This window comes from Pseudomonas sp. XP1 (assembly GCF_053557675.1).
Genome location: NZ_JBNRIJ010000011.1, coordinates 127,920 through 150,165, shown reverse-complemented (window position 1 = coordinate 150,165; position 22,246 = coordinate 127,920). Strand labels below are relative to the sequence as shown.

Here is a 22,246-nt window from a genome sequence, read left to right as displayed (position 1 = left end):
ACAGTCACCCCACCTCTTGCAGACCAACACACAACTCCAGAAACCGCGCCGCAGCCCGCGAGGGGGTGGCGGCATGCGGCACCAGAATTGAAAACCGCCGCACCAGCGCCTGCGGCACGACCTGCAACCGCTGCAAAGCCCCATCCTCATGCCGGATCGACATCGCCGATACAAAACCGATCCCCATCCCGGCCCGCACCGCTTCCTTCACCCCTTCCACCCCGGCAATTTCCAGCGCCACGCGCATCGCCACGCCGCTGCGGGCAAATGCCCGCTCGACGATCTGCCGCACACCCGAGCCGCTCTCGCGCAACACCAACGGGTAGGCCCCCAGTGATGCCAGTGTCTGCCGGTCACTGCCAGCCAGCGGATGAGCACGCGGCACGATGGCCACGATCTCGTCTTCCCGCCACGCCGTCACCGACGTGCCCAATGGCAGTTCCTGCCCAGGCGGCCCTTCGATCAGGGCGATATCGACGCTATCCAGCGCAGCGACGATTTCCGCCGTGTTGCCGTTGGAAGTACTCACCAGCACTTCCGGATAGCGGGCATGGAAATCGGCAATCAGGTAAGGCAGCAGGTAGCTTGCCGGCGTGGTACTGGCGCCGATGCGCAAGGTGCCGCGCTCCAGCCCGCGCATGGCCTCGCGCAATGCCTGAGCCTGACGGAAGGTTTCGCGCAAGCGCTCGGCATGGGCCAGCAATTGCTCGCCGGCTGCTGTCAGCCGCACACCACGGCCGGCGCGCTGATACAGAGGCTCGCCAAAGGCCTCCTGCAGCAACTTGAGCTGGCCAGACACCGCCGGCTGCGACAAGTGCAGGGCCTGGGCCGCATGGCTGATGTTGCCGTGCTCGGCGACGGTAGCAAACGTTATCAGTTGTTCTGGGGTCATGAATGAAAAATATCAGCTAAACGGATATTTGCCATCCTAAATTACGATTTTTTATAAGCTTATAACCAGATTAACGTAAGCCATGTCGAAACACTTTTCCGGAGGACTCACATGGCCACGGCTCCGTCCAACCCCGCCTTTGCTCCTACCCTTTCTACCCGAGGGCGGCTCAATGGCATCCTGTTCGTCGCACTGTTCGCGCTTGCGGTCACCCAGTTGGCTGCCCTGCCCGCCATTGCCAACATGGGCATCAGCCCGCTGATCGTCGGTATCGTCGCCGGTGCGCTTTACGGCAATGCACTGCGTGACGGTGTACCGGCAAGCTGGGCGGCGGGTATCAACTTTTCGGCCCGCGGCCTGCTGCGCATTGCCGTGGCCTTCTTTGGCCTGCGGGTAAGCCTGCAGGAAATTGCCGAAGTCGGCTGGTCCGGGCTCATCGCGTCGTTGCTGGTGGTGTCCAGCACACTGCTGATCGGCCTGTGGTGCGGCATGAAGCTGTTCAAGCTGGACCGCGATACCGCCTTGCTGACCGCAGCCGGCAGCGCCATCTGCGGCGCCGCCGCGGTACTGGCCTTCGAGTCGGCCCTGCGCAGTGCACCGCATAAAAGTGCCATGGCGGTGGGTAGCGTGGTGCTGTTCGGCACCCTGTCGATGTTCCTCTACCCATTGGCGATCAATGCCGGCTGGCTGCACCTGGACACCATGGGCGCCGGGCTGTTCCTGGGAGGCACCATTCACGAAGTGGCCCAGGTGGTCGGTGCGGCCAGCAACGTCAGCCCCGAGGCCACGCATATCGCCACCATCGTCAAGATGACCCGGGTGATGTTGCTGGTACCGGTACTGCTGGTGGTGGGCCTTTGGATCAGCCGCGCGCGCCAGCCGGGCCAGGCACAGGGCAATGGGCGCATCGCCATGCCCTGGTTCGCCTTCGGCTTCCTCGCGCTGGTACTGGTGAACTCGCTGCAGGTGTTGCCGGGCAGCCTGACCCAGACGATCAACAGCCTGGATACCTTCGCCCTGACCATGGCCATGACCGCGCTGGGGATGGAGACGCGCCTCAGCCAGATTCGCCAGGCCGGGCCGCGGGCACTGGCCACCGGGGCGATTCTCAACCTCTGGCTGGTGTTTGGTGGCGTGGCCATTACCCTGGGTGTGCAGAAGCTGTTGGGATGACTTGAGACCGAGTCGCCTGCTTCGCGGGCTTGCCCGCTCCCACAGGTACAGCGCAAGCCTGAAGCCTGCGCCGTCCCTGTGGGAGCGGGCAAGCCCGCGAAGAAGCCAGCCTGGTCTCAAGCTTTTTCCACTCCCCCCTCGTTGCCGTCCACATTTCTCGGTATGGTGTTGTCAAAGAAGGATGTTTTACCCGCACAGGAAAGACTTAGATGCCTCAACGCAATGTCATCAATGCATCCGTCAGCCCCAAAGGCAGCCTGGAGACGCTGTCACAACGTGAAGTGCAGCAACTGAGTGAAGTCGGTACCGGTAGCCTTTACACCCTTTTCCGCCAGTGCGCCCTGGCCATCCTCAACACCGGCGCCCATGTCGACAATGCCAAGACCATACTCGAGGCCTATCAGGATTTCGAGGTACGTATCCATCAACAGGACCGCGGCGTGCGCCTGGAGCTGCTGAATGCCCCGGCCGACGCCTTCGTCGATGGCGAAATGATCGCCAGCACCCGTGAAATGCTGTTCAGCGCACTGCGCGACATCGTCTACACCGAAAGCGAGCTGGCCAGCCAGCGCATCGACCTGGAAAGCTCCCAGGGCATCACCGACTATGTCTTCCACCTGCTGCGCAACGCCCGCACCCTGCGCCCGGGCGTGGAGCCGAAGATGGTGGTGTGCTGGGGTGGCCATTCGATCAGCAGCGAGGAATACCAGTACACCAAGAAGGTCGGCCACGAGCTGGGCCTGCGCAAGCTGGACGTGTGCACAGGCTGCGGCCCGGGTGTGATGAAGGGCCCTATGAAGGGCGCCACCATTGCCCACGCCAAGCAACGCATGCACGGCAGCCGCTACCTGGGCCTCACCGAGCCGGGCATCATCGCCGCCGAAGCGCCCAACCCGATCGTCAACGAACTGGTGATCCTGCCGGACATCGAGAAGCGCCTGGAAGCTTTCGTCCGGGTCGGCCACGGCATCATCATCTTCCCGGGCGGTGCCGGCACGGCCGAGGAGTTCCTCTACCTGCTGGGCATCCTCATGCATCCGGACAACCAGGACCTGCCTTTCCCGGTGGTACTCACCGGCCCGCGCAGCGCCGAGCCGTACCTGCAACAATTGCATGCCTTCGTGGGCGCCACCCTGGGTGAAGCGGCGCACCGCCTGTACGAGATCATCATCGATGACCCGGCTGAAGTTGCCCGGCACATGGTCGAAGGGCTCAAGGCGGTAAAGCAGTTCCGCCGCGAGCGCAACGATGCCTTCCACTTCAACTGGCTGCTGAAGATCGAGGAGAGCTTCCAGCGCCCGTTCGACCCGACCCACCAGGCCATGGCCGACCTCGACCTGCGCCGCGAGCTGCCGGCTCACGAACTGGCCGCCAACCTGCGCCGGGCGTTTTCCGGCATCGTTGCTGGCAACGTGAAAGACAAGGGCATCCGCCTGATCGAGGAACACGGGCCGTATCAGATCCGTGGCGACAGCGCCGTGCTGGACCCACTGGGCCGGCTGTTGCAGGCGTTCGTCGACCAGCATCGGATGAAGTTACCTGGCGGCGCGGCGTATGTACCGTGCTACCAGGTGGTGACCTGAGTCGCCATTCTTGCTGAGGCCCCACGGACGGGGCCTGCAGCTATTTGGCTTTTTGGATATGGCTAACTGAGATCGGCCATCGGTCGTTCGACGAAGCGGATGCTGTCGCGCCCACCGCGCTTGGACTGGTACAAGGCGACATCCCCCTGCTCGATCAAGGCTGCAAGGCTCGTCGGCGGTTGGTCGAACAGGTTGGCGCCGATGCTCAAGGTGACCGGCTGCGGCGTAGGTACCGTCTTGCTGGCATACTGCTGGAACTGCTCGCGCAGCAATCCTCCCAGCTCCATGACCCGCTCGCTGCTCGCACCACACAGCAGAATGACGAACTCATCACCACCCAGCCGCGCCGCCAGCGAGCGCTCGGGCAGCACCGCACGAATCATCTCGCTCAGGGCAATCAGCAAGCGGTCCCCCGCAACATGCCCGTGCAGGTCGTTGACCAGTTTGAAATTGTCGATGTCGATCAATAGCAAGGCCCCGGGTTGCGCCGAGTCCACTGCCTTGAAGAAAGGCCCCGCTCGCACCTCCAGTGCACGTCGGTTGTACAGCGCTGTCAACGGGTCACGGGCTGCGAGGCGGGCAATCCGCTCCTCGCGCCGGTAGCGCACGGTGCCAGTCATCGACAAGGCAATCAGCATGATCGCCATCGCACCTTCGACCAACGAAACCTGAATGATCAGCCCGCCGAAGGTGGCCAGGTCAATCAACGTACCCGGTGTGATCGCAATGATCGCCTTGGCCACATAGAACAACCCATGAACCAGCAACACATAGCGCAACTGCACCGCGCCAACACTCAGCGACCTGCCATGCGGCCGCAACAGCCAGCTGGCCTTGAGCGTCAACAGCGCCACCAGCAACGAGTTGACCATCAGCATCACCTTCGACCACTGCGGCCCCACAGGCAACAGCAGCAAGGCGAACCACACCAGCACGACCGATAACCAGATACGCGACAGCCGCTCCTGGGTGAAACGCAACACACCCATCAGGAAGAACCAGTGCGCCACCACCAGCAGGCCGTTGGCGAACCAGATACCGATCAGCAACAAACCGATGCCGCGCAGCAAGGCCAGGGTGGAACCAATCGTGATGGTGGCAAAGCCTGCGCTCCAGAACAGCAGTGACGGCTCGCGGACGCTGCGCCACTCGATTGCCAGGTACAACGCAGCCGCGGCAGCCAGGGCGATCGAGATAGTCAGCATCGTGGGTGGATCAAGCGCCATGAACGGTTCGGCCTATCTGGTTGACGAGGAAAAGGCCCGATTGTATGCGCTCGTGATGACTTTTCAGAGGAGCCTTACACCACCAGCCTGCAAATGATAGCCCAGCCCTGGGCAATACCGTGCGGGCGAAATGTCATATTGACATCAGCCAGTCATTTGCACCACAAAAACTGCTGTCGTTATGACAACACACCAGCGTAACACCCCCATCTGCAAGGGCTGCCCAGCTGGCACGAAAGCTGAACCATTCTCTTCGCCACTACCTGCCTTGCGGAAATAACCATCATGAAAAATATCCTTCTTCCTCTGGCGATGTCCCTGTCCATCGCCCTGCCCGCCTGCGCCGACGAGGTGCTCTCGGAAAGCCCCGACAACACGGTGGGCCATGGCGTCGGGGGCGTCACCGGCCTGATGGTCGGTGCCGCGCTCGGCGGCCCGTTCGGCGCCATCGCCGGTGCAGCCCTGGGTGCATTTGGCGGAGCCGCCGTGCAACAAGGCAGCGGACACAGCGATGCAGCCTACGTGGTACGCCATGACGACGGCAGTACCCAGCGCTATCGCTCGCCCAATGCCCGCTTCAAGCCCGGTGATCAGGTGCAGGTGAGTGGTATTCGCCTGGCCCCGGCGCAGTAAGCCGTTGCCCGGACAAAAAGGCCGCTCCCACAAAAACGCTTGAATTCCCTCAGAGCACCCGTTTGATCAGCGGCTCCAGCCGGCTATAGCGCAGCCGCCGCAGGAACCTGCGCACTTCCTTGGGGTGCTCGGCCTTGACTCCCAATTCCTCTGCCGAGCCGATCTTCGGCGCATGCCGGCGCAACTCGGCCAACTCTGCCTCCCGTGGCCCCAGCCATTGCTCTTGCGGGTCATCGATCAGCAGGCCGTTCTCCAGGTCCAGGTTGAAGCCGCGCGGGTTCAGGTTGTTGCCGGTCAGCAGCGAATAGCGCTGGTCGACCCACACGCCCTTGGCATGGAAGGTATGCCCGGGGTCGTTCCAGATCCGCACCTGCAGCTGGCCGCTTGCAATCGCAGCGTGGCGACGTCGGGTGAAAGCGCGCAGGTTGTCTTCGTACAGGTAGGGCAACGCGCCGCTGGCGCTGAACGGCTCGCCAGGGGCGATATAGAAATCGTTGGCCGTGCGATCACCAACGATCAGCTCCACCCGCACGCCACGCGCCAGGGCATGGTCGAGCTCGCGCATCAGCACCCGGGGTGGGTTGAAGTACGGCGTGCTGATGATGACCTGTGTGCGCGCCGCCGCCAGCAAGGCGCACAGCGCCCGGTTCAGCGGGTTGCCACGGCCCACACCCAACAGCGGAATAACCCGCAGGCCCTGCCCTGCTGCGCTGGCCGGTGCCTCATAGACCATGCGCCGCAGCCGCGCGCGCAAGCGCCGGATGTCACCGCGCAGGCTGCGGGTAGAGGGTGGCGCCGGCAGGTCGAGGCGCGGTGTGGCGGTGTGGTGCAGCAGGCGTCGCACCAGCCCGACCATCGCATCGGCCAGCTCTGGTGACTGGAACAGGTGGTAGCGGTCCAGGCGGTAACGGTCGAAACGGTGCAGGTACACGTTGTTGAGGCTGGCGCCGGTGTAGATCACGCAGTCGTCGATGATGCTGCCCTTCAGGTGCAACACGCCGAACAGCTCGCGGGTCTGGACCGGTACGCCATGGATGACGATGTCCAGCCCATGGTGCTGGCGCTGTGCCTGGTACCAGGCGGCGTTACCCGGCTGGCGGCCGGCGCCCAGCAGGCCACGGCGGGCACGGAACCAGTCGACCACGATGGTGATTTCCAGCCCTGGCCGCGCGGCCTTGGCCTGGTACAGGGCATCCAGCACTTCCTGGCCAGCCTCGTCTTCCTGCAGGTACAACGCAACGATGACGATACGCCGGGTTGCGGCGCGGATGCGCTCAAGCAGGCAGGCGCGGTAGGCCTTGGCATCGGGCAGCACCTGGATGGACTCTGCCGACATGGCGTAGCCTGGCAATGCCGCCAGCATGGTTTCGGGGTTCACGAACGATTACCTTCTGTGTGCAATCACTGTCGTGCACCAGCTTGCACAGGAAGATTGAAATGGTCCAGCCCCCGGAGAGCATGGGGGCTGCTTCGCAGCCCCCATTTCTGACGAAGCTATTTCAGGTCAAAGCGATCCAGCTCCATCACTTTCTCCCAGGCCGCCACAAAGTCCCGCACGAACTTGTCCTGGCCATCACTGCTGCCGTACACCTCGCTCAACGCCCGCAACTGGGCATGGGAACCGAACACCAGGTCAACCCGGCTACCTGTCCATTTAACCTGCCCGGTCTTGCGGTCCCGCCCTTCGAAGGCTTCGTTATCCACCGAGGTCGGCTTCCACTCAACGCCCATGTCCAGCAGGTTGCGGAAGAAGTCGTTGCTCAGGGTACCGACCTTGTCGGTGAACACGCCCTGCTGGCTGCCGCCATGGTTGGCACCGAGCACGCGCAGGCCGCCGATCAGCACGGTCATTTCCGGTGCGGTCAGGGTCAACAGCTGGGCCTTGTCCAGCAACAGCTTCTCGGCCTTGACGCTGTAGCGGGCCTTGGTGAAGTTGCGGAAGCCATCGGCCAGCGGTTCCAGCACGGCGAACGACTCGACGTCGGTCTGCGCCTGGGAGGCATCGGTACGCCCCGGGCGGAACGCCACGCTGACGTTGTGCCCGGCGTCCTTGGCAGCCTTTTCCACTGCGGCGGCGCCAGCCAGAACGATCAGGTCGGCCAGGGAGATTTTCTTGCCACCGGCATTGAACTCGGCCTGGATCTTCTCGAGCGCCGCCAGCACTTTGCCCGTGCCTTGGTTAGCCGGCCAGTCCTTCTGCGGCGCCAGGCGCAGGCGGCCACCATTGGCCCCGCCACGCTTGTCCGAACCGCGGAAGGTCGACGCCGCCGCCCAGGCTGTGGCCACCAGCTCGCCAACGCTCAGGCCCGTCGCCAGCACCTTGGCCTTGAGCTCGGCAACGTCCTGCTCGCCTACCAGCGGATGGTCGACTTTTGGCAGCGGGTCTTGCCACAGCAGCTCTTCGTTGGGCATTTCCGGGCCGAGGTAGCGCGCCAATGGGCCCATGTCGCGGTGGATCAGCTTGTACCAGGCGCGGGCGAAGGCGTCTGCCAGCTGGTCAGGGTTGTCCTTGAAGCGGCGGGCGATCGGCTCATAGATCGGGTCGAAGCGCAGTGCCAGGTCGGAGGTGAGCATGGAAGGCGCGTGGCGCTTGGCCGGGTCATGGGCATCCGGCACAGTGCCTGCCCCCTTGCCCTCCTTCGGCCGCCACTGGTGGGCACCGGCCGGGCTCTTGGTCAGTTCCCAGTCGAAGTTGAACAGGTTGTTGAGGTATTCGTTGCTCCATCGGGTGGGGGTCGAGGTCCAGGTCACTTCGAGGCCGCTGGTGATGGTGTCGCCACCTTTGCCGCTGCCGAACTTGTTGGCCCAGCCCAACCCCTGCTGCTCCAGGCCTGCTGCTTCCGGCTCGGGGCCGACGTTGTCGGCAGGGCCGGCACCGTGGGTCTTGCCGAAGGCGTGGCCCCCGGCGATCAGCGCCACGGTTTCTTCATCGTTCATGGCCATGCGGCCGAAGGTGTCACGGATGTCCCTGCCCGAGGCCACCGGATCGGGGTTGCCGTCCGGGCCTTCCGGGTTCACGTAGATCAGGCCCATCTGCACGGCAGCCAGCGGGTTTTCCAGGTTGCGCTCGCCGGCCAGGTCCCGGCTTTGCTCCTCTGCGTGCTTGGCTGGCTCGGCTACCAGGTCACCCTGGCCTGGCGGCTGGGCCTTGACCTGCTCATTGCCATAACGAATGTCTCCGCCCAGCCAGACCTTTTCCGAGCCCCAGTACACGTCCTCGTCCGGCTCCCAGACATCGGCACGCCCGCCAGAGAAACCGAAGGTCTTGAAGCCCATGGATTCGAGGGCGACGTTGCCGGTGAGCACGATCAGGTCGGCCCAGGAAATTTTGTTGCCGTACTTCTGCTTGATCGGCCACAACAGGCGCCGGGCCTTGTCCAGGCTGACGTTGTCCGGCCAGCTGTTGAGCGGGGCGAAGCGCTGCTGGCCAGAGCCTGCACCACCCCGGCCATCGCCGATGCGGTAGGTGCCGGCGCTGTGCCAGGCCATGCGGATGAACAGCGGGCCGTAGTGGCCGAAGTCGGCGGGCCACCAGTCCTGGGAGTCGGTCATCAAGGCGGTCAGGTCTTGCTTCAGGGCCTGGAAGTCGAGGCTCTTGAACGCCTTGGCATAGTCGAAACCCGGGTCCATCGGGTCGGACTTGGAGGAATGTTGGTGAAGAATTCTCAGGTTGAGCTGGTCAGGCCACCAGTCACGGTTGGTGGTGCCGCCACCTGCGGTTTGATGGAACGGGCATTTCGATTCGTTCGACATCTGCGGGTACCTTTGGGTCGGTTATCCAGATTTCCGGTCATTGCCAGGTGTTCTTTCAGCCGAGCGCGTGGGCTCGTGCTACCCCTCATCAGGTCTACACGGGGCTTGCGAAGCTGTCACGATGGGGTTGGTGCGGTCTTGCACGCAGGTGCTGACACGCCGCCCGCTCGCGGAACTCGCGGGGCCAGGGGAAAGACTAGCCGAGCTTGGACAGAGTTCTAATAGAGTGGCTATTGAGGGGTGATAGGTTGGCTCTGTCAGCTTTCCCATGATGATCCTGTAGGAGCGGGTTTAACCGCGAAGAGGCCGGCACATCCATACAAGGCAATCAGGCTGGCCACATGCTTCAATACACCGCCACCCCCTCTACTCCGGAACCCGCCCACTCATGAACCGCAACGACCTGCGCCGCGTCGACATGAACCTGCTGGTACTGTTCGAAGCCCTGATGATCGAACGCAACCTGACCCGGGTCGGCGAAAAGCTGTTCATCACCCAACCCACCGTCAGCGCCGCCCTCGCCCGCCTGCGCGAGCTGTTCGACGACCCGCTGCTGATCCGCAACGGCCGGGCCATGGAGCCAACCCCACGGGCCATGCAGATCTTCGCCGAGCTGGGGCCGGCCATGGACGTGATTTCCGCCGCCATCAGTCGCGCCCGCGAGTTCGACCCGGTCAACAGCTGCAACGTGTTCCGCCTCGGCCTGTCGGACGATGCCGAGTTCGGCCTGTTCCCGGCCCTGCTGCAGGCCCTGCGCGAAGAGGCCCCGAACATCAGCGTGGTGGTGCGCCGAGCCAACTTCCTGCTGATGCCAGGGCTGTTGGCCAGCGGCGAGATCTCGGTGGGCGTGAGCTACACCACTGACCTGCCGGCCACCGCCAAGCGCCGAAAGCTGCGCAACATCGGCGTGCGGGTGCTGCGCGCCGATGACCGCCCAGGCCCGCTGACCCTCGACGAATACTGCGCCCGCCCACATGTAATGGTGTCGTTCTCCGGCGACATGAGCGGCAATATCGACCTTGACCTGGCACGCATCGGCCGTTGCCGCAAGGTGGTGCTGGCGGTGCCGCAGTTCGGCAGCCTGCGCGCCCTGCTGCGCAACACCGAACTTATCGCCACGGTGCCGGACTACGCCGCCTGCGCCCTGGCCGACGACGGCAGCCTGCGCGCCGACCCGGCGCCGTTCGACATCACCGAGGCTGAACTGTCGATGGTCTGGAGCGGCGCCCAGGACAATGACCCCGCCGAGCGCTGGCTGCGCGAACGCATCCTGCAATTCATGGCCACGCAGTGATTCATCGACCTCATCGATAGCTACCATGAATGCCATCAAGTTCCGCTGCGAACAGCCCGATTGGAAGATGGAGGCATTCACTGATTGATGAGGCCTCCCATGAAAACCGGCATGATCGCAGCCCTGCTCGCCTTGCTGGCCGCCCTTGGCGGTTGTGCCAGCCCGGCGGCTACCGACACGCAGCCCTACGGGCACTTATATTCGGCCACGGCCATTTCCAGTGTCATCCTGGGCCCTGGCCAGCGGGTGGCCGTGCTGCTGGGACATGATGCCGCAGCGACCCTCGAATACCTCGGCAGCCATCGCACCCAGGCCACCGCGCCGGCCCAGGGCCAGCGCGTCCCGGTGGCGACCCTGCGCAGCGAGAGCCAGGCGTATGACTGGCTGGCGCGGTCACTGGCGCAGCAGTTTGCCGAAGTGACGTTCTATGACGACCTGGACACGCTGCTGGGCGACCACCCGGATGTGATCGTGCTGCTGGACACCGAAAGCCGTTTGGCCAGCGCGGATATCGAAAGCCGGGTGGTAGCTCGCTTTTTCGATGACCAGTTGACCTATATCGGCCGCGCTGAAGGACGGGCCAGCAAGCGCCTGGGCGATGTGGCGCGGGTGGTCGAGGATGAGCGGGCGGTGCAGGCAGATGCGCTGCGGGACTTTGACGATTCGTTGCAGGCGTTGTTGAAGGGTCGCGTTTGAGGGCCTTCCACTGGTCTAGCGCAATGCTTGGGCACAGCTCCTACAGGTCGGTGCTGTAATAACGGCCTTCTACTTACCCCGCTGCATCCACGCCGCCCCCAGCCCACTCAGGCAGATCACCGAGATGCCCACCAGGCTCAAGGTATCCGGCACCTGGCTATAGGCAACCAACCCAAGCAAACCGGCAAACACGATCTGGCAATAACTGAACGGCGCCAGCAACGCCGGTGCCGCATGGCGGAAGGCCTGGGTCAGCAGTAGGTGCGCAGTCATGCCAAAGCCACCCAGCGCCAGCATCAGCAGCGCATGGTCCCAACGCGGCATCTCCCAGAAGAAGGGCACCAGCGCACTCATCGCCAGGGTGTTGCACAACCCCGCATAGAAGTTGCTGGTGGTCGGGCTGTCGTGCGAAGCCAGGATACGCGTCAACAATTGGTAGAAGCAGAAGCCCAGCGCCGAACCGAACGGATACAGAATGGCCGGGGTGAACATCGCCCCGCCCGGGTGCACCACCACCAGCACGCCGATGAAGCCCATCACCACCGCCACCCATTGCCCCACCGTCACCCGCTCCTTCAGCAGTGGTGCCGACAGTGCGGTGACCAGCACCGGGGCGAGGAAGTTGACCGCCGTGGCTTCGGCCAGCGGCAGGTACTGCAGGCCGGTGGTGAACAGCAGGCTGGTGCTCAGCAGGCTCAGGGCACGTAACGTCTGCAACAGCGGGCGGCGGGTACGCAGCACGTTGAGGCCGGCCTTTGGCAGAAAGATGCCGGCCATCAGCAGCGTATGCACCACATACCGCGCCCACACCACCATGATGATCGGGTACAGGCCGCCGAGGAACTTGGACAGGGCATCGTGGCTGGCGAACAGGAATGTCGCCACCACCACCAGGGCGATGCCGCGCAGGGGTTGGTTGACTCCGGACAGCGGTGTGCTGGAACTCATGGCACTCTCGATGACGGCGCGGCTGGATGCGGCGCCCAGTGAAGGCCGCGCAGGCATAGCCTGGCGGATGCAACAGCTCGGATTCTAGAAGAGATGCCGAAGAATAAGGAAGTTCAATTGCCACCAGCCAAGGCCGACTGCAGTTTCTGTTCGCTGATCGACCACTTTCCGCCCCGCGCGCATGGCCCGTGCCGTGCTGATCGCCGACCATCCAATGCGAACCCTGCACACCCTACAAGGAATTTACATGCAAAGGCTCACCACCCGAAACGGCCTGGACCTGCCCGCGATCGGTCTGGGCACCTGGCCAATGACCGGCAGCGAGTGCACCCAGGCCGTGCGCCAGGCGCTTGAAGTGGGTTACCGGCATATCGATACCGCCACTGCCTATGAAAACGAGGCCGCCGTCGGCCAGGCCCTGCGCGACAGCGATGTACCGCGCGAGCATATTCACCTGACCACCAAGGTATGGTGGGATCGCCTGGCGCCCAAGGCCATGCGCCAGTCGCTGGAGGACAGCCTGCGCGCGCTGGGTACCGAGCAGGTCGACCTGTTCCACATCCACTGGCCCGCCCAGGACTGGGACCTGGCCCGCAGCATCGAAACCCTGGTGGCCCTGCGTGACGAGGGCAAGGCGCGCAGCATCGGCGTGGCCAACTTCCCGCTGGGGCTGCTGCGCCAGGTGGTGGAAACGCTGGGCGCACCATTGTCGGCGATCCAGGTGGAATACCACGTGCTGCTCGGCCAGCAACCGCTGCTGGACTATGCCCGCCGCCACGACCTGCTGCTCACCGCCTACACCCCGCTGGCCCGTGGGCAGGCGGCGGCGCAGCCGGTGATCCAGGCGATCGCCCGCAAGCATGGCGTGCTGCCCAGCCAGGTGGCGCTGAAGTGGTTGCTGGACCAGGACGGCGTGGCGGTGATCCCCAAGGCCGGCAGCCGCGAGAACCAGCTGGCCAACCTGGCGGCCTCGACCGTGCAACTGGATGACGAGGACCGCGCGGCGATTGCCGGGTTGCCGAAAAACCAGCGGGTGGTGAGCCCGGCGTTTGCGCCGGACTGGAACAGCTGATTGCTGCTCAATATCTGAAAGCTGGCACGATCTCTGTGGGAGCGGCCTTGTGTCGCGAAAGGGCCGCAAAGCGGCCCCGGCAATTTTTGCGGCGAAGCTGAAAATGTTGGGGGCGCTGCGCGCCCCAATCGCGACACAAGGCCGCTCCCACAATGGGCCGCGCAAACCGTTATGCCGGCGTCATGACCTGCTTCAAGCGCTCGTTCGCCGGTGCAGGTCGCCCGTACAGGTAGCCCTGGAAGTGCGAGCAACCCTCCGCCGCCAACCGGCGCATCTGCTCCTCCGACTCCACCCCCTCGGCCGTCGTCTTGATCATCAGGCTGTTGGACAGGTCGGTAATGGCGCGGATGATCGACATCGCCTCGCGGCTGTCGCACATGTCATGCACGAACGACTTGTCGATCTTGATCCGGTCGAACGGGAACGAACGCAGGTAGCCCAGCGAGGAATACCCGGTGCCGAAATCGTCCAGCGAAATGGCCACCCCCAGGTCCTTCAGTGCACGCAGGGTACGCACGTTTTCCTCGCTGTTGCCCAGCAGCACCGACTCGGTGACCTCCAGCTCCAGCCGCTGTGGCGGCAGGCCTGAGTCGGCCAGCGCCAAGGCCACGGTGTGCACCAGGTTGGCATTCTTGAACTGCACCGCCGACAGGTTGACCGAGACCGTCTGCTCGCTGTCCCAGCTGGCCGCCTCCTGGCAGGCCAGGTTCAGCGCCCGGGCGCCCAGTTCATGGATCAGCCCGGTTTCCTCGGCGATGGGGATGAAGTCCATGGGCATGACCATGCCGCGGGTCGGGTGCTCCCAGCGCAGCAGCGCCTCATAGCCGGTAACGCTGCTGGTCTGCTGATCGACCACCGGCTGGTAATGCAACTGCAACTGGCCCAGGTGCAACGCGGTGCGCAGGTCGGTTTCCACCAGGCGGCGCTGGCGGGCGGCGACGTCCAGTTCGACGTTGAAACACTCGTAGCGGTTGCGGCCATTGCGCTTGGCCTCGTACAGCGCCATGTCGGCGTAGCCCAGCAGTTGCTCGGCCTGGTCGCTGTCGTCAGGCGCAATGGCAATACCGATGCTCACCCCCACCGTGAACTGGTGCCCCTCGATCTGGAACGGTGGGCAGACCGCGTTGATCAGGCGCTGCGCAGTGTTGCATGCGGCCTCCCGGCCTTCCAGGCCGGTCAGCACCACGGCAAACTCGTCGCCGCCCAGGCGGGCCAGGGTGTCGTGTTCGCGCAGCTCGCGGCGCAGGCGCTTGCCCAGCGCGCGCAGCAGCTTGTCGCCAAAGGCGTGGCCCAGCGAATCGTTGATGTTCTTGAAGTTGTCCAGGTCCAGGCACAGGGCGGCGGTCAGCTTGGCGTGCTCGCTGTCACGCACCAGCGCCTGGCGCAGGCGTTCGTTGAACAGGGTGCGGTTGGGCAGCCCGGTCAGCGCATCGTGGTGCGCCATATGGTGGATCTGCGCGTGGGCAGCCAGCTCTTCGGTGGCGTCTTCGGCAACGAACAGCACGTAGTCGGCCTGGCCTTCACGGTTCTGGCTGAGCAAGGTGCGGCTGCGCAGGGTGCGTGGGCCGCAGGCTGTGTCGACCCGGGTTTCGGCGGCATGGCCCTTGGTGCTGCGGGCGCCACGGGCCAGTTGCTGTTCCAGGTAGCCGGCAGCACCCGGTGCCAGGCATTCGCCGGGCAGCTGCCCGATCATGCTGCGCTGCGGCCCGCCGAACAGGCGTTCGGCCTGCTGGTTGGCCAGCAGGATGCGCTGGCTTTCCAGGTCCTGGACAATGACGCTGGCAGGGATGTTGGCAATCACCGAATCAAGAAACTGCGACAGCTTGGCCATTTCCTGGCTGTACTGCTCGGCCAGTTCCTTGGCCTGCAGCAGTTCCAGCTCTTGCCGGTGGCGCTCGGAAATGTCGCGGGTGACCTTGGCGAAGCCCACCAGTTGCCCGGCATCATCGTAAACCGCGTCGATCACCACATGGGCATGGAAGGTCGTGCCGTCCTTGCGCAGGCGCGAACCGACCTCTTCGAAGCGCCCGGTGCTGCGCGCCTGCTCAAGATTGAGCGCGGGCAGCCCGGCGGCGCGCTCGGCATCGGTGTAGAACAACGAGTAGTGCTGGCCGACGATTTCCTCGGCCAGGTAGCCCTTGGCGCGCTGGGCGCCGGGGTTCCAGTTGGCGACGATCCCTTCGGGGGTGAGCAGGTAGAAGGCATAGTCCACCACACTCTGGATCAACAGCCGGTACATGATGTCGGGGCTTGCGACTAGCGACATGAACTTTACCTGGGCCTTCGAAAGGCGTGAAAAGGATTGGTGGCATTATGCCTTCGATGACGATTTTGTGAAGTAGCTCACAAAAAGCCACGATCCCTTCAATTTGCGAACGAAGGCTGGCCACCCTCAATGACGTGCGCCCGTGACCAGGAAATTGAGCAAGCCTGGTTCGTCATCCAGGGCTATGGGCTGCGCCGGGCGCGACAGCTCGGCCAGCACGGCATTGCAGAAGGCCACGGCAGGCGCGTCCTTTGCGTAACAGCGCATCAGCCAATCACCATCGCCGCCCAGCAGCTGCAACGCCACCGCCCGGCCGATGCCCTGTCGGCGGTACTTTTTCAGGATGAACAGGTCGGCCAGTTCGAACGCATCGATGCCCGGCAGTTCGCTGCGCTCGACCAGCACGAAACCGGCGATGAAACCATCTGCCAGCACCAGATACGCGCCCCAGCCATCGGCCTGCCAATATCGTTGCAGGTGCTCGTCATGGATATAGAAGCGGCCGTCCACTTCGACGTCTTCCTGCTCCCAGTCCGAGGACTCGTAGGCGTAGAACTGGTAGAGGTTGCGAATCAGCGGGGCCTGGTCGGCAGTGGTCGCCAGCAGTTCGATGGGCAGCATGATGCGAAGGGCTCGGGTAAAAAGGCGGATTCTAGATCAACAGCTCCTGGCAGCAAAAAGCCCAGGCCCTCCCCGCACGGAAAGGCCCAGGCCAAAACCAGTCATCGATTGATAGGGCTCAACTGTTTTGCAACGCACGCGGGCGATGGCTGCGTGCCTCGGCGTCTGGCGCCTTGGCCGCCTGCAGATGGAAGTCGAACGTCAGCTCGGCAAAACGCTCACCTTCTACGCCGCGATCACGCGCCGCCGCAGCATCCTCGACGAAGCACAGCTCGCCGACCAGCCCGTCACGGGTGGCATAGGCGAAGTCATCCCACAGGTACTTGTCACCAGCCAGGTTTATCTGCGTGGTCAGATGGCGGTGCCCCGGCGCCGAGATGAAGAAGTGCACGTGCGCCGGGCGCTGGCCGTGACGGCCGAGCAGGTTCAGGCATTCCTGGGTCGGCCCCTGCGGGTCGCAGCCGTAACCCGACGGCACGATGGAGCGCGCGCGGTAGCGCCCTTCGGCATCGGTGATGATGCGCCGGCGCAGGTTGTACTCGGTCTGGGTCGAGTCGAAGTACGAATAGGTGCCTTGGGTGTTGGCGTGCCACAGGTCGACGGTGGCGCCGGCCAACGGCTTGCCTTCGGCATCGAACACCTGGCCCTGGAGGAACATCACCACACCCGGGTCGCTACCGTCATCCATTCGCGCTTCGCCCTGCGCCAGCGGCGCCCCTGCCACATACAGCGGGCCTTCGATGGTGCGCGGGGTGCCGCCAGTCAGGCCGGCCTCGGCGTCCTTGGCATCCTGCAGCAGGTCGAGGAAGTGCTCGATGCCCAGGCCCGCCGCCAGCAGGCCGGCTTCGTTACGGCCACCCAGGCGATTGAGGTAGTCGACGGCATGCCAGAACTCGTCTTCGGTGATTTCCAGGTCTTCGACCAGGCGTGCAGTGTCTTGCAGCACACGCAGGATGATCTGCTTGAAGCGTGGGTTGCCTTCGGCATGGCCCAGGCCGGCCACTTCCTTGAAGAACGCCTGAACATCGGCAGTATGGGAAATTTTCACGGTCATCGTGCTTGCCTCATCTTGTTCTTGTCAGGTTGACAGGTGCGTCTCAGCGGTCGTCGCTGTGAATCGACGAGGGGTGCCGGCACAGGCCGTCGACCTCGATGTCCATGTAAGGGAACAGCGGCAGCTGCATCAGGGTGTCGTGCAGCGCCTCGACACTGGGCACGTCGAACACGCTGTAGTTGGCGTAGTGCCCGGCAATGCGCCACAGGTGGCGCCAAGTGCCTTCGCGCTGCAGGCGCTGGGCCAGTTCCTTTTCGTCGGCCTTGAGCCGGGCAGCCTTGGCCGGGTCCATGTCGACCGGCAGTTTCACGGTCATCTTCACGTGGAACAGCATGCTGGTATCTCCTTTCTCTGATTTGGCGCGAACACTGTGGGAGCAGGTTTACCCGCGAACACGGGCGAAGCCCGTGCCATCCACCGCGTCGCCTGCTTCGCGACCAAAGCCGCTCCCACAGGGGTTGTGTGTTCTTTCAGCCAGCGTGACTCAGCGGCGGGCGAAGCGCGCAAGGCGCTGTTCGTCCAGGGTCAGGCCCAGGCCCGGTGTGTGTGGCACGTGCAGCTGGAAGTCGCGGTACAGCGGCGGCTCATTGACGATTTCTTCGGTCAGCAGCAGCGGCCCGAACAGCTCGGTGCCCCAGGTGAGCTGGCGCAGGGTCAGAAAGGCGTGAGCCGAAGCCAGGGTGCCGATCGAGCCTTCGAGCATGGTCCCGCCATACAGGGCGATGCCGGCAGCCTCGGCGATTTGCGCGGTGCGCAGCACGGCGCGAGGGCCGCCGTTCTTGGCTATTTTCAGGGCGAAGATGCTGGCCGCGCCGTCGGCTGCTAGGCTGAAGGCGTCCTCGACGCTTTCGATCGACTCGTCGGCCATGATCGGCGCCGGGCTGCGCTGGTTGAGGCGCACCTGGCCGCTGCGATTGATGCGCGAAATCGGTTGCTCGACAAGGTCGATGCCGTTGTCGCCAAGCACCTGGCAGGCACGGATGGCCTGGGATTCGTCCCAATACTGATTGACGTCGACCCGCACGCTGGCGCTGTCGCCCAGTTCGCGCTTGATCGCCACCACGTGTTTGAGATCCTGGGCCAACGGGTTGGCGCCGATCTTCAGCTTGAACACCCGATGCCGACGAATCTCCAGCATGTGCAAGGCTTCGGCGATGTCGCGGGCGGTGTCGCCGCTGGCCAGGGTCCAGGCCACTTCCAGGCTGTCGCGCACGCGGCCACCCAGCAGTTCGCTGACCGGCAGGCCCAGGCGCTTGCCCTGGGCATCGAGCAAGGCACTCTCGATACCCGACTTGGCAAAGGTGTTGCCCTTGGCCAGCTTGTCCAGCTTGAGCATGGCGGCGTTGATGTTGTCTGCCGGCAGGCCGATCAGCGCCGGCGCCAGGTGCGCATCGATGTTGGCCTTGATGCCCTCGGGGCTTTCGTAGCCATAGGCCAGGCCGCCAATGGTGGTGGCCTCGCCGATGCCTTCCACACCATCACTGCAGCGAACACGCAATACCACCAGGGTCTGCTGCTGCATGGTGTGCATCGCCAGCTTGTGCGGGCGAATGGTCGGCAGGTCGACGATAATTGCCTCTATACGTTCAATCAGCGCGCTTGTCATTGTTGCCAGGTCCCGTAATTTCGGGCTGCCAGCCGCAGGCCCGAGTGGTGCATTTACTTGCTTGTTCAAGGATTGCGCGAGACCCTGATAGCCGTCCAATATCGAATGAATCTCCCACCATACCCTGGAGGTCTGATGGAGCTGCGCCACCTGCGTTACTTCAAGGTCCTGGCCGAAACCCTGAACTTCACTCGCGCCGCCGAGCTGCTGCACATTGCCCAGCCACCGCTGAGCCGGCAGATCAGCCAACTCGAGGACCAACTCGGTACTTTGCTGGTGGTGCGCGAGCGCCCGCTGAGGCTGACCGAGGCGGGTCGCTTCTTCTACGAGCAGAGCTGCACCGTGCTGCAGCAGCTGGAGAACATCAGCGACAACACCCGTCGCATCGGCCAGGGCCAGCGTCAGTGGTTGGGGATCGGATTTGCCCCCTCGACCCTGTACAAGGTGCTGCCGGAGCTGATCCGCGAACTGCGTCAGGACAACGAGCTGGAGCTGGGCCTGAACGAGATGACCACGCTGCAGCAGGTGGAGGCGTTGAAAAGCGGGCGCATCGACATCGCCTTCGGGCGCATTCGCATCGATGACCCGGCCATTCACCAGCAAGTGCTGTGCGAAGACCCACTGGTGGCCGTACTGCCCAAGGGCCACCCGCTGGGGAGCAGCCCGCTCACACTCGCCCAGCTGGCTGGCGAGGCGTTCATCCTCTACCCGGCCAACCCGCGGCCCAGCTATGCAGACCATGTGCTGGCGCTGTTCGCGCACCACGGCATGAGCATCCGCGTCAGCCAGTGGGCCAACGAACTGCAGACTGCCATCGGCCTGGTGGCCGTCGGCGTAGGCGTCACGCTGGTGCCGGCGTCGGTGCAGCAGCAGCACCGCACCGATATCGAATATGTAAGCCTGCTCGACAGCGGCGCCGTCAGCCCGATCATCCTCAGCCGGCGCAAGGGCGATGTGAGCCCGATCGTGCGGCGCTGCCTGGCATTGATTGCGCAGCAGGCCGAATGAGCGTGCGCTCCCCGGTCATCATCAACCAACAGGAAACCCAGCATGATTCACGGCAAGACACTGCAAGCATGGTGCAGCTCCCATCCTCTGATCGAAGACCTGGTGGCCCTGCGCGAAACCCGTTGGTTCAACCCGCACATCGCCCCTGCCGCCCAGGCCCTGGCCGATGTCGGCCTTGGCGCCGCCGATGTCAGTGCCGCCAGTGCCCGGCTGGCACGCTTTGCCCCGTACCTGGCCAAGGTGTTCCCGGACACCGCCACCAGCGGCGGCATCATCGAGTCGCCGCTGCGCCCGCTGCCCACCCTGCACGCCACCTTGCTGCAGGCAGCGGGCCTGCCCGCCAGCGGTTCACTCTGGCTCAAGGCCGACAGCGAGCTGCCGATCTCCGGTTCGATCAAGGCCCGGGGCGGTATTCATGAAGTACTCAAGCATGCCGAGGACCTGGCGCTGGAGGCCGGCCTGATCCACCTCGACAGCGATTACCGGGTACTGGCCAGCGACCAGGCCCGGCAATTCTTCAGCCAGTACAAGGTTGCGGTCGGCTCGACCGGCAACCTCGGCCTGTCGATCGGCATCATGAGTGCCAGGCTGGGCTTTCAGGCCACCGTGCACATGTCGGCCGATGCCCGCCAATGGAAGAAGGACAAGCTGCGCGCCCACGGCGTGTGCGTGGTCGAGTACGAAAGCGACTACAGCGTGGCAGTGGAGCAAGGGCGCCAGCAGGCGGCGGCGGACCCGAGCTGCTACTTCGTCGACGACGAGAATTCACCACACCTGTTCCTTGGCTATGCAGTGGCGGCCGAGCGGCTGGCCGCCCAGTTCGAGGCCGCGGGCATCAAGGTAGACGCCCAGCACCCATTGTTCGTCTACCTGCCCTGCGGGGTCGGCGGCGGCCCAGGTGGCGTGGCGTTCGGCCTGAAGCTGATCTGGGGCGACCATGTGCACTGCATCTTCGCCGAGCCCACCCACTCGCCGTGCATGTTCCTGGGGGTGTATAGCGGTTTGCATGATGCCACCAGCGTGCAGGATTTCGGCATCGACAACCTGACCGCCGCCGATGGCCTGGCGGTGGGCCGCCCTTCCGGCTTTGTCGGCAAGGCGATGCAGCGTTTGCTCGATGGTTATTACACGGTCAGCGACGAGGCGCTGTACCGGCTGTTGGTACTGGCCCATGACCAGGAGAACACGCGGCTGGAGCCTTCGGCGCTGGCGGGGATGCCGGGCATGGTCAAGGTGCTTGAATCACCTGAGTACCTGGCGCGCATTGGCCTGTCGGCCGGGCGCATGGAGCGGGCCACGCATCTGGTGTGGGGGACCGGTGGCAGCATGGTGCCGGAGGCAGAGTTTGCGGCCTATCTGGCTAAAGGCAGGGGCTGAAAATTATAGGGAGGGGCAGCGCTGTACCTGTGGGAGCGGGTTCACTCGCGAACACGGGCGAAGCCCGTGCCATATACCGCGGTGCCTGCTTCGCGGGTGAACCCGGCTCCCACAGGGGACCGCGCCAGCTTTCAGATTTGAGCAAGGCAGTTGCTCCTTTGCTGCTAGGCCGGCAGATGATCGCCGCGCAGCCAGTCGATAAACCGCGCAAACAACTCCGACTGCGAGTTGATCTGCAGCTTCAGGTACAGGTTCTTGCGGTGCATGCGCACGGTTTCCGGCGAGATGCCCAGCTCCAGCGCGGTGGACTTCACCGAATGCCCGCGCAGGATCATGTGCGCCACCTCCCGCTCACGGTCGGTCAGCACCTGGCAGCCGAAACTGTCGAACGCCGCCTGCAGGCCGCCACGCTCCGCCGGCGCGGGGCCGGGCTCCAGATGGTGCCGGGCATAGCGCCCCAGCAGTTCGCGCACCATCGGCTCCAGCGCACGCAGCAGGTCGATCTGCCCCGCGCTCAGGCGCGTGCCGCTGCAGCCTTGGAACAGGCTCAGCGACAACTTGCGGCCAGCGCTCAGGTCGACGATGTAGTAGCTGTCTTCACTGCAACCAGTGCCCAGGTAATAAGCCTTGTAGTAATCGCTGTCGAAGAAGTTGTCCGGGGCGATTTCCTGCAGGTGGTAGAAGCCCTCGGCCAGGCCGCTCTGCACGGCCAGGCAGAACGGGTCGAGCAGGTAGCCGGCAGTGAAATAGCGTTCCAGCACGGCGGCGCGGTGCAGGTCGGGGATGCCTTGCTGGTACAGCAGTTGCGGTGCCCGCCCCTGGCACTCGAGGCTGATCATCATCGATTCCACCTGCACCAGCTGGCCGATGGCTGCCGCCACATGGGCCAGCGCCTCGGGCGTTTCGCTGTGGGCCAATGCGCGTTGCAGCGCCGCATGCCATTGCTGCAGCGCGCCCAGTGAAAGGGTAAGCGGGGTGTCGGGAGAGGCCTGGGTCATGCCCGGCAGTCTAGCCTGCCAGGCACGCCCGCGCACAGGCCTTTGC

19 protein-coding genes are annotated in these 22,246 nt (G+C 64.3%); 8 read left to right on the top strand and 11 right to left on the bottom strand.

What is annotated here, in order from left to right; translation table 11 throughout:
• Nucleotides 1-4: 4 nt before the first annotated feature.
• Nucleotides 5-892, bottom strand: a complete 888-nt coding sequence (locus tag ACK1U9_RS12900) for a LysR family transcriptional regulator (protein WP_108480618.1) — start codon at nt 890-892, stop codon at nt 5-7.
• Nucleotides 893-1,003: 111 nt separating this feature from the next.
• On the opposite strand from ACK1U9_RS12900, the gene ACK1U9_RS12895 reads away from it, so the two are divergent.
• Nucleotides 1,004-2,065 carry a YeiH family protein gene (locus ACK1U9_RS12895; RefSeq protein ID WP_196188091.1) on the top strand — a complete coding sequence of 354 codons (1,062 nt, stop codon included), beginning with the start codon at nt 1,004-1,006 and terminating at the stop codon, nt 2,063-2,065.
• A 209-nt stretch (nt 2,066-2,274) separates the two neighbouring features.
• Entirely contained in the window at nt 2,275-3,648 is a 1,374-nt protein-coding gene (gene ppnN, locus ACK1U9_RS12890) for a nucleotide 5'-monophosphate nucleosidase PpnN (RefSeq protein WP_046615244.1), read from the top strand.
• Between the two features lie 62 nt (nt 3,649-3,710).
• On the opposite strand, the gene ACK1U9_RS12885 is transcribed toward ppnN, so the two are convergent.
• Complete coding sequence (locus ACK1U9_RS12885; RefSeq protein ID WP_046615243.1) at nt 3,711-4,853, bottom strand: GGDEF domain-containing protein; 1,143 nt, start codon at nt 4,851-4,853, stop codon at nt 3,711-3,713.
• Between the two features lie 306 nt (nt 4,854-5,159).
• On the opposite strand from ACK1U9_RS12885, the gene ACK1U9_RS12880 reads away from it, so the two are divergent.
• Nucleotides 5,160-5,507: a hypothetical protein gene (locus tag ACK1U9_RS12880; RefSeq protein WP_046615242.1), complete on the top strand. Its 348-nt coding sequence runs from the start codon at nt 5,160-5,162 to the stop codon at nt 5,505-5,507.
• A gap of 49 nt (nt 5,508-5,556) precedes the next feature.
• Here ACK1U9_RS12880 and pssA read toward each other — a convergent pair whose 3' ends face one another.
• Nucleotides 5,557-6,885 carry a CDP-diacylglycerol--serine O-phosphatidyltransferase gene (gene pssA / locus ACK1U9_RS12875; protein ID WP_108480619.1) on the bottom strand — a complete coding sequence of 443 codons (1,329 nt, stop codon included), beginning with the start codon at nt 6,883-6,885 and terminating at the stop codon, nt 5,557-5,559.
• 116 nt (nt 6,886-7,001) lie between these two features.
• Nucleotides 7,002-9,260: a catalase/peroxidase HPI gene (gene katG, locus ACK1U9_RS12870; protein WP_108480620.1), complete on the bottom strand. Its 2,259-nt coding sequence runs from the start codon at nt 9,258-9,260 to the stop codon at nt 7,002-7,004.
• Between the two features lie 388 nt (nt 9,261-9,648).
• Here katG and ACK1U9_RS12865 point away from each other — a divergent pair, with 388 nt between their 5' ends.
• Nucleotides 9,649-10,554 (top strand): LysR family transcriptional regulator, encoded by a 906-nt coding sequence (locus ACK1U9_RS12865; protein ID WP_025338767.1) that lies wholly within the window; start codon nt 9,649-9,651, stop codon nt 10,552-10,554.
• A gap of 99 nt (nt 10,555-10,653) precedes the next feature.
• The gene (locus ACK1U9_RS12860) at nt 10,654-11,250 is read left to right on the top strand and encodes a hypothetical protein (protein WP_449109936.1); all 597 of its coding nucleotides are present in this window, start codon (nt 10,654-10,656) and stop codon (nt 11,248-11,250) included.
• A gap of 69 nt (nt 11,251-11,319) precedes the next feature.
• Here ACK1U9_RS12860 and ACK1U9_RS12855 read toward each other — a convergent pair whose 3' ends face one another.
• On the bottom strand, nt 11,320-12,198 hold the full coding sequence (locus tag ACK1U9_RS12855) for a DMT family transporter (RefSeq protein WP_046615238.1): 879 nt from the start codon (nt 12,196-12,198) through the stop codon (nt 11,320-11,322).
• Nucleotides 12,199-12,445: 247 nt separating this feature from the next.
• On the opposite strand from ACK1U9_RS12855, the gene ACK1U9_RS12850 reads away from it, so the two are divergent.
• Nucleotides 12,446-13,270: an aldo/keto reductase gene (locus ACK1U9_RS12850; protein WP_108480621.1), complete on the top strand. Its 825-nt coding sequence runs from the start codon at nt 12,446-12,448 to the stop codon at nt 13,268-13,270.
• 169 nt (nt 13,271-13,439) lie between these two features.
• Here ACK1U9_RS12850 and ACK1U9_RS12845 read toward each other — a convergent pair whose 3' ends face one another.
• The 5 genes from ACK1U9_RS12845 to ACK1U9_RS12825 all read right to left on the bottom strand — a co-directional run bounded on the left by ACK1U9_RS12845 (nt 13,440) and on the right by ACK1U9_RS12825 (nt 18,817).
• Complete coding sequence (locus tag ACK1U9_RS12845) at nt 13,440-15,536, bottom strand: putative bifunctional diguanylate cyclase/phosphodiesterase (RefSeq protein WP_085599155.1); 2,097 nt, start codon at nt 15,534-15,536, stop codon at nt 13,440-13,442.
• Nucleotides 15,537-15,662: 126 nt separating this feature from the next.
• Nucleotides 15,663-16,157 (bottom strand): GNAT family N-acetyltransferase, encoded by a 495-nt coding sequence (locus ACK1U9_RS12840; RefSeq protein ID WP_046615235.1) that lies wholly within the window; start codon nt 16,155-16,157, stop codon nt 15,663-15,665.
• Between the two features lie 118 nt (nt 16,158-16,275).
• Nucleotides 16,276-17,211, bottom strand: coding sequence for a catechol 1,2-dioxygenase (catA, locus tag ACK1U9_RS12835; protein WP_046615234.1), 936 nt, complete (start codon nt 17,209-17,211; stop codon nt 16,276-16,278).
• A gap of 43 nt (nt 17,212-17,254) precedes the next feature.
• A complete protein-coding gene (gene catC, locus ACK1U9_RS12830) occupies nt 17,255-17,545 on the bottom strand; it encodes a muconolactone Delta-isomerase (RefSeq protein ID WP_013973066.1) in 291 nt (96 codons plus the stop codon).
• Between the two features lie 150 nt (nt 17,546-17,695).
• Nucleotides 17,696-18,817 carry a muconate cycloisomerase family protein gene (locus tag ACK1U9_RS12825; RefSeq protein ID WP_085599159.1) on the bottom strand — a complete coding sequence of 374 codons (1,122 nt, stop codon included), beginning with the start codon at nt 18,815-18,817 and terminating at the stop codon, nt 17,696-17,698.
• 135 nt (nt 18,818-18,952) lie between these two features.
• On the opposite strand from ACK1U9_RS12825, the gene catR reads away from it, so the two are divergent.
• Together catR and ACK1U9_RS12815 are read left to right on the top strand one after the other, a co-directional pair.
• Nucleotides 18,953-19,825, top strand: a complete 873-nt coding sequence (gene catR, locus ACK1U9_RS12820; protein WP_196172978.1) for an HTH-type transcriptional regulator CatR — start codon at nt 18,953-18,955, stop codon at nt 19,823-19,825.
• A gap of 42 nt (nt 19,826-19,867) precedes the next feature.
• Nucleotides 19,868-21,202 carry a D-serine ammonia-lyase gene (locus ACK1U9_RS12815; RefSeq protein ID WP_196172979.1) on the top strand — a complete coding sequence of 445 codons (1,335 nt, stop codon included), beginning with the start codon at nt 19,868-19,870 and terminating at the stop codon, nt 21,200-21,202.
• A 164-nt stretch (nt 21,203-21,366) separates the two neighbouring features.
• Here ACK1U9_RS12815 and ACK1U9_RS12810 read toward each other — a convergent pair whose 3' ends face one another.
• Nucleotides 21,367-22,200, bottom strand: coding sequence for a helix-turn-helix transcriptional regulator (locus tag ACK1U9_RS12810; protein WP_230384923.1), 834 nt, complete (start codon nt 22,198-22,200; stop codon nt 21,367-21,369).
• Nucleotides 22,201-22,246 lie beyond the last annotated feature (46 nt).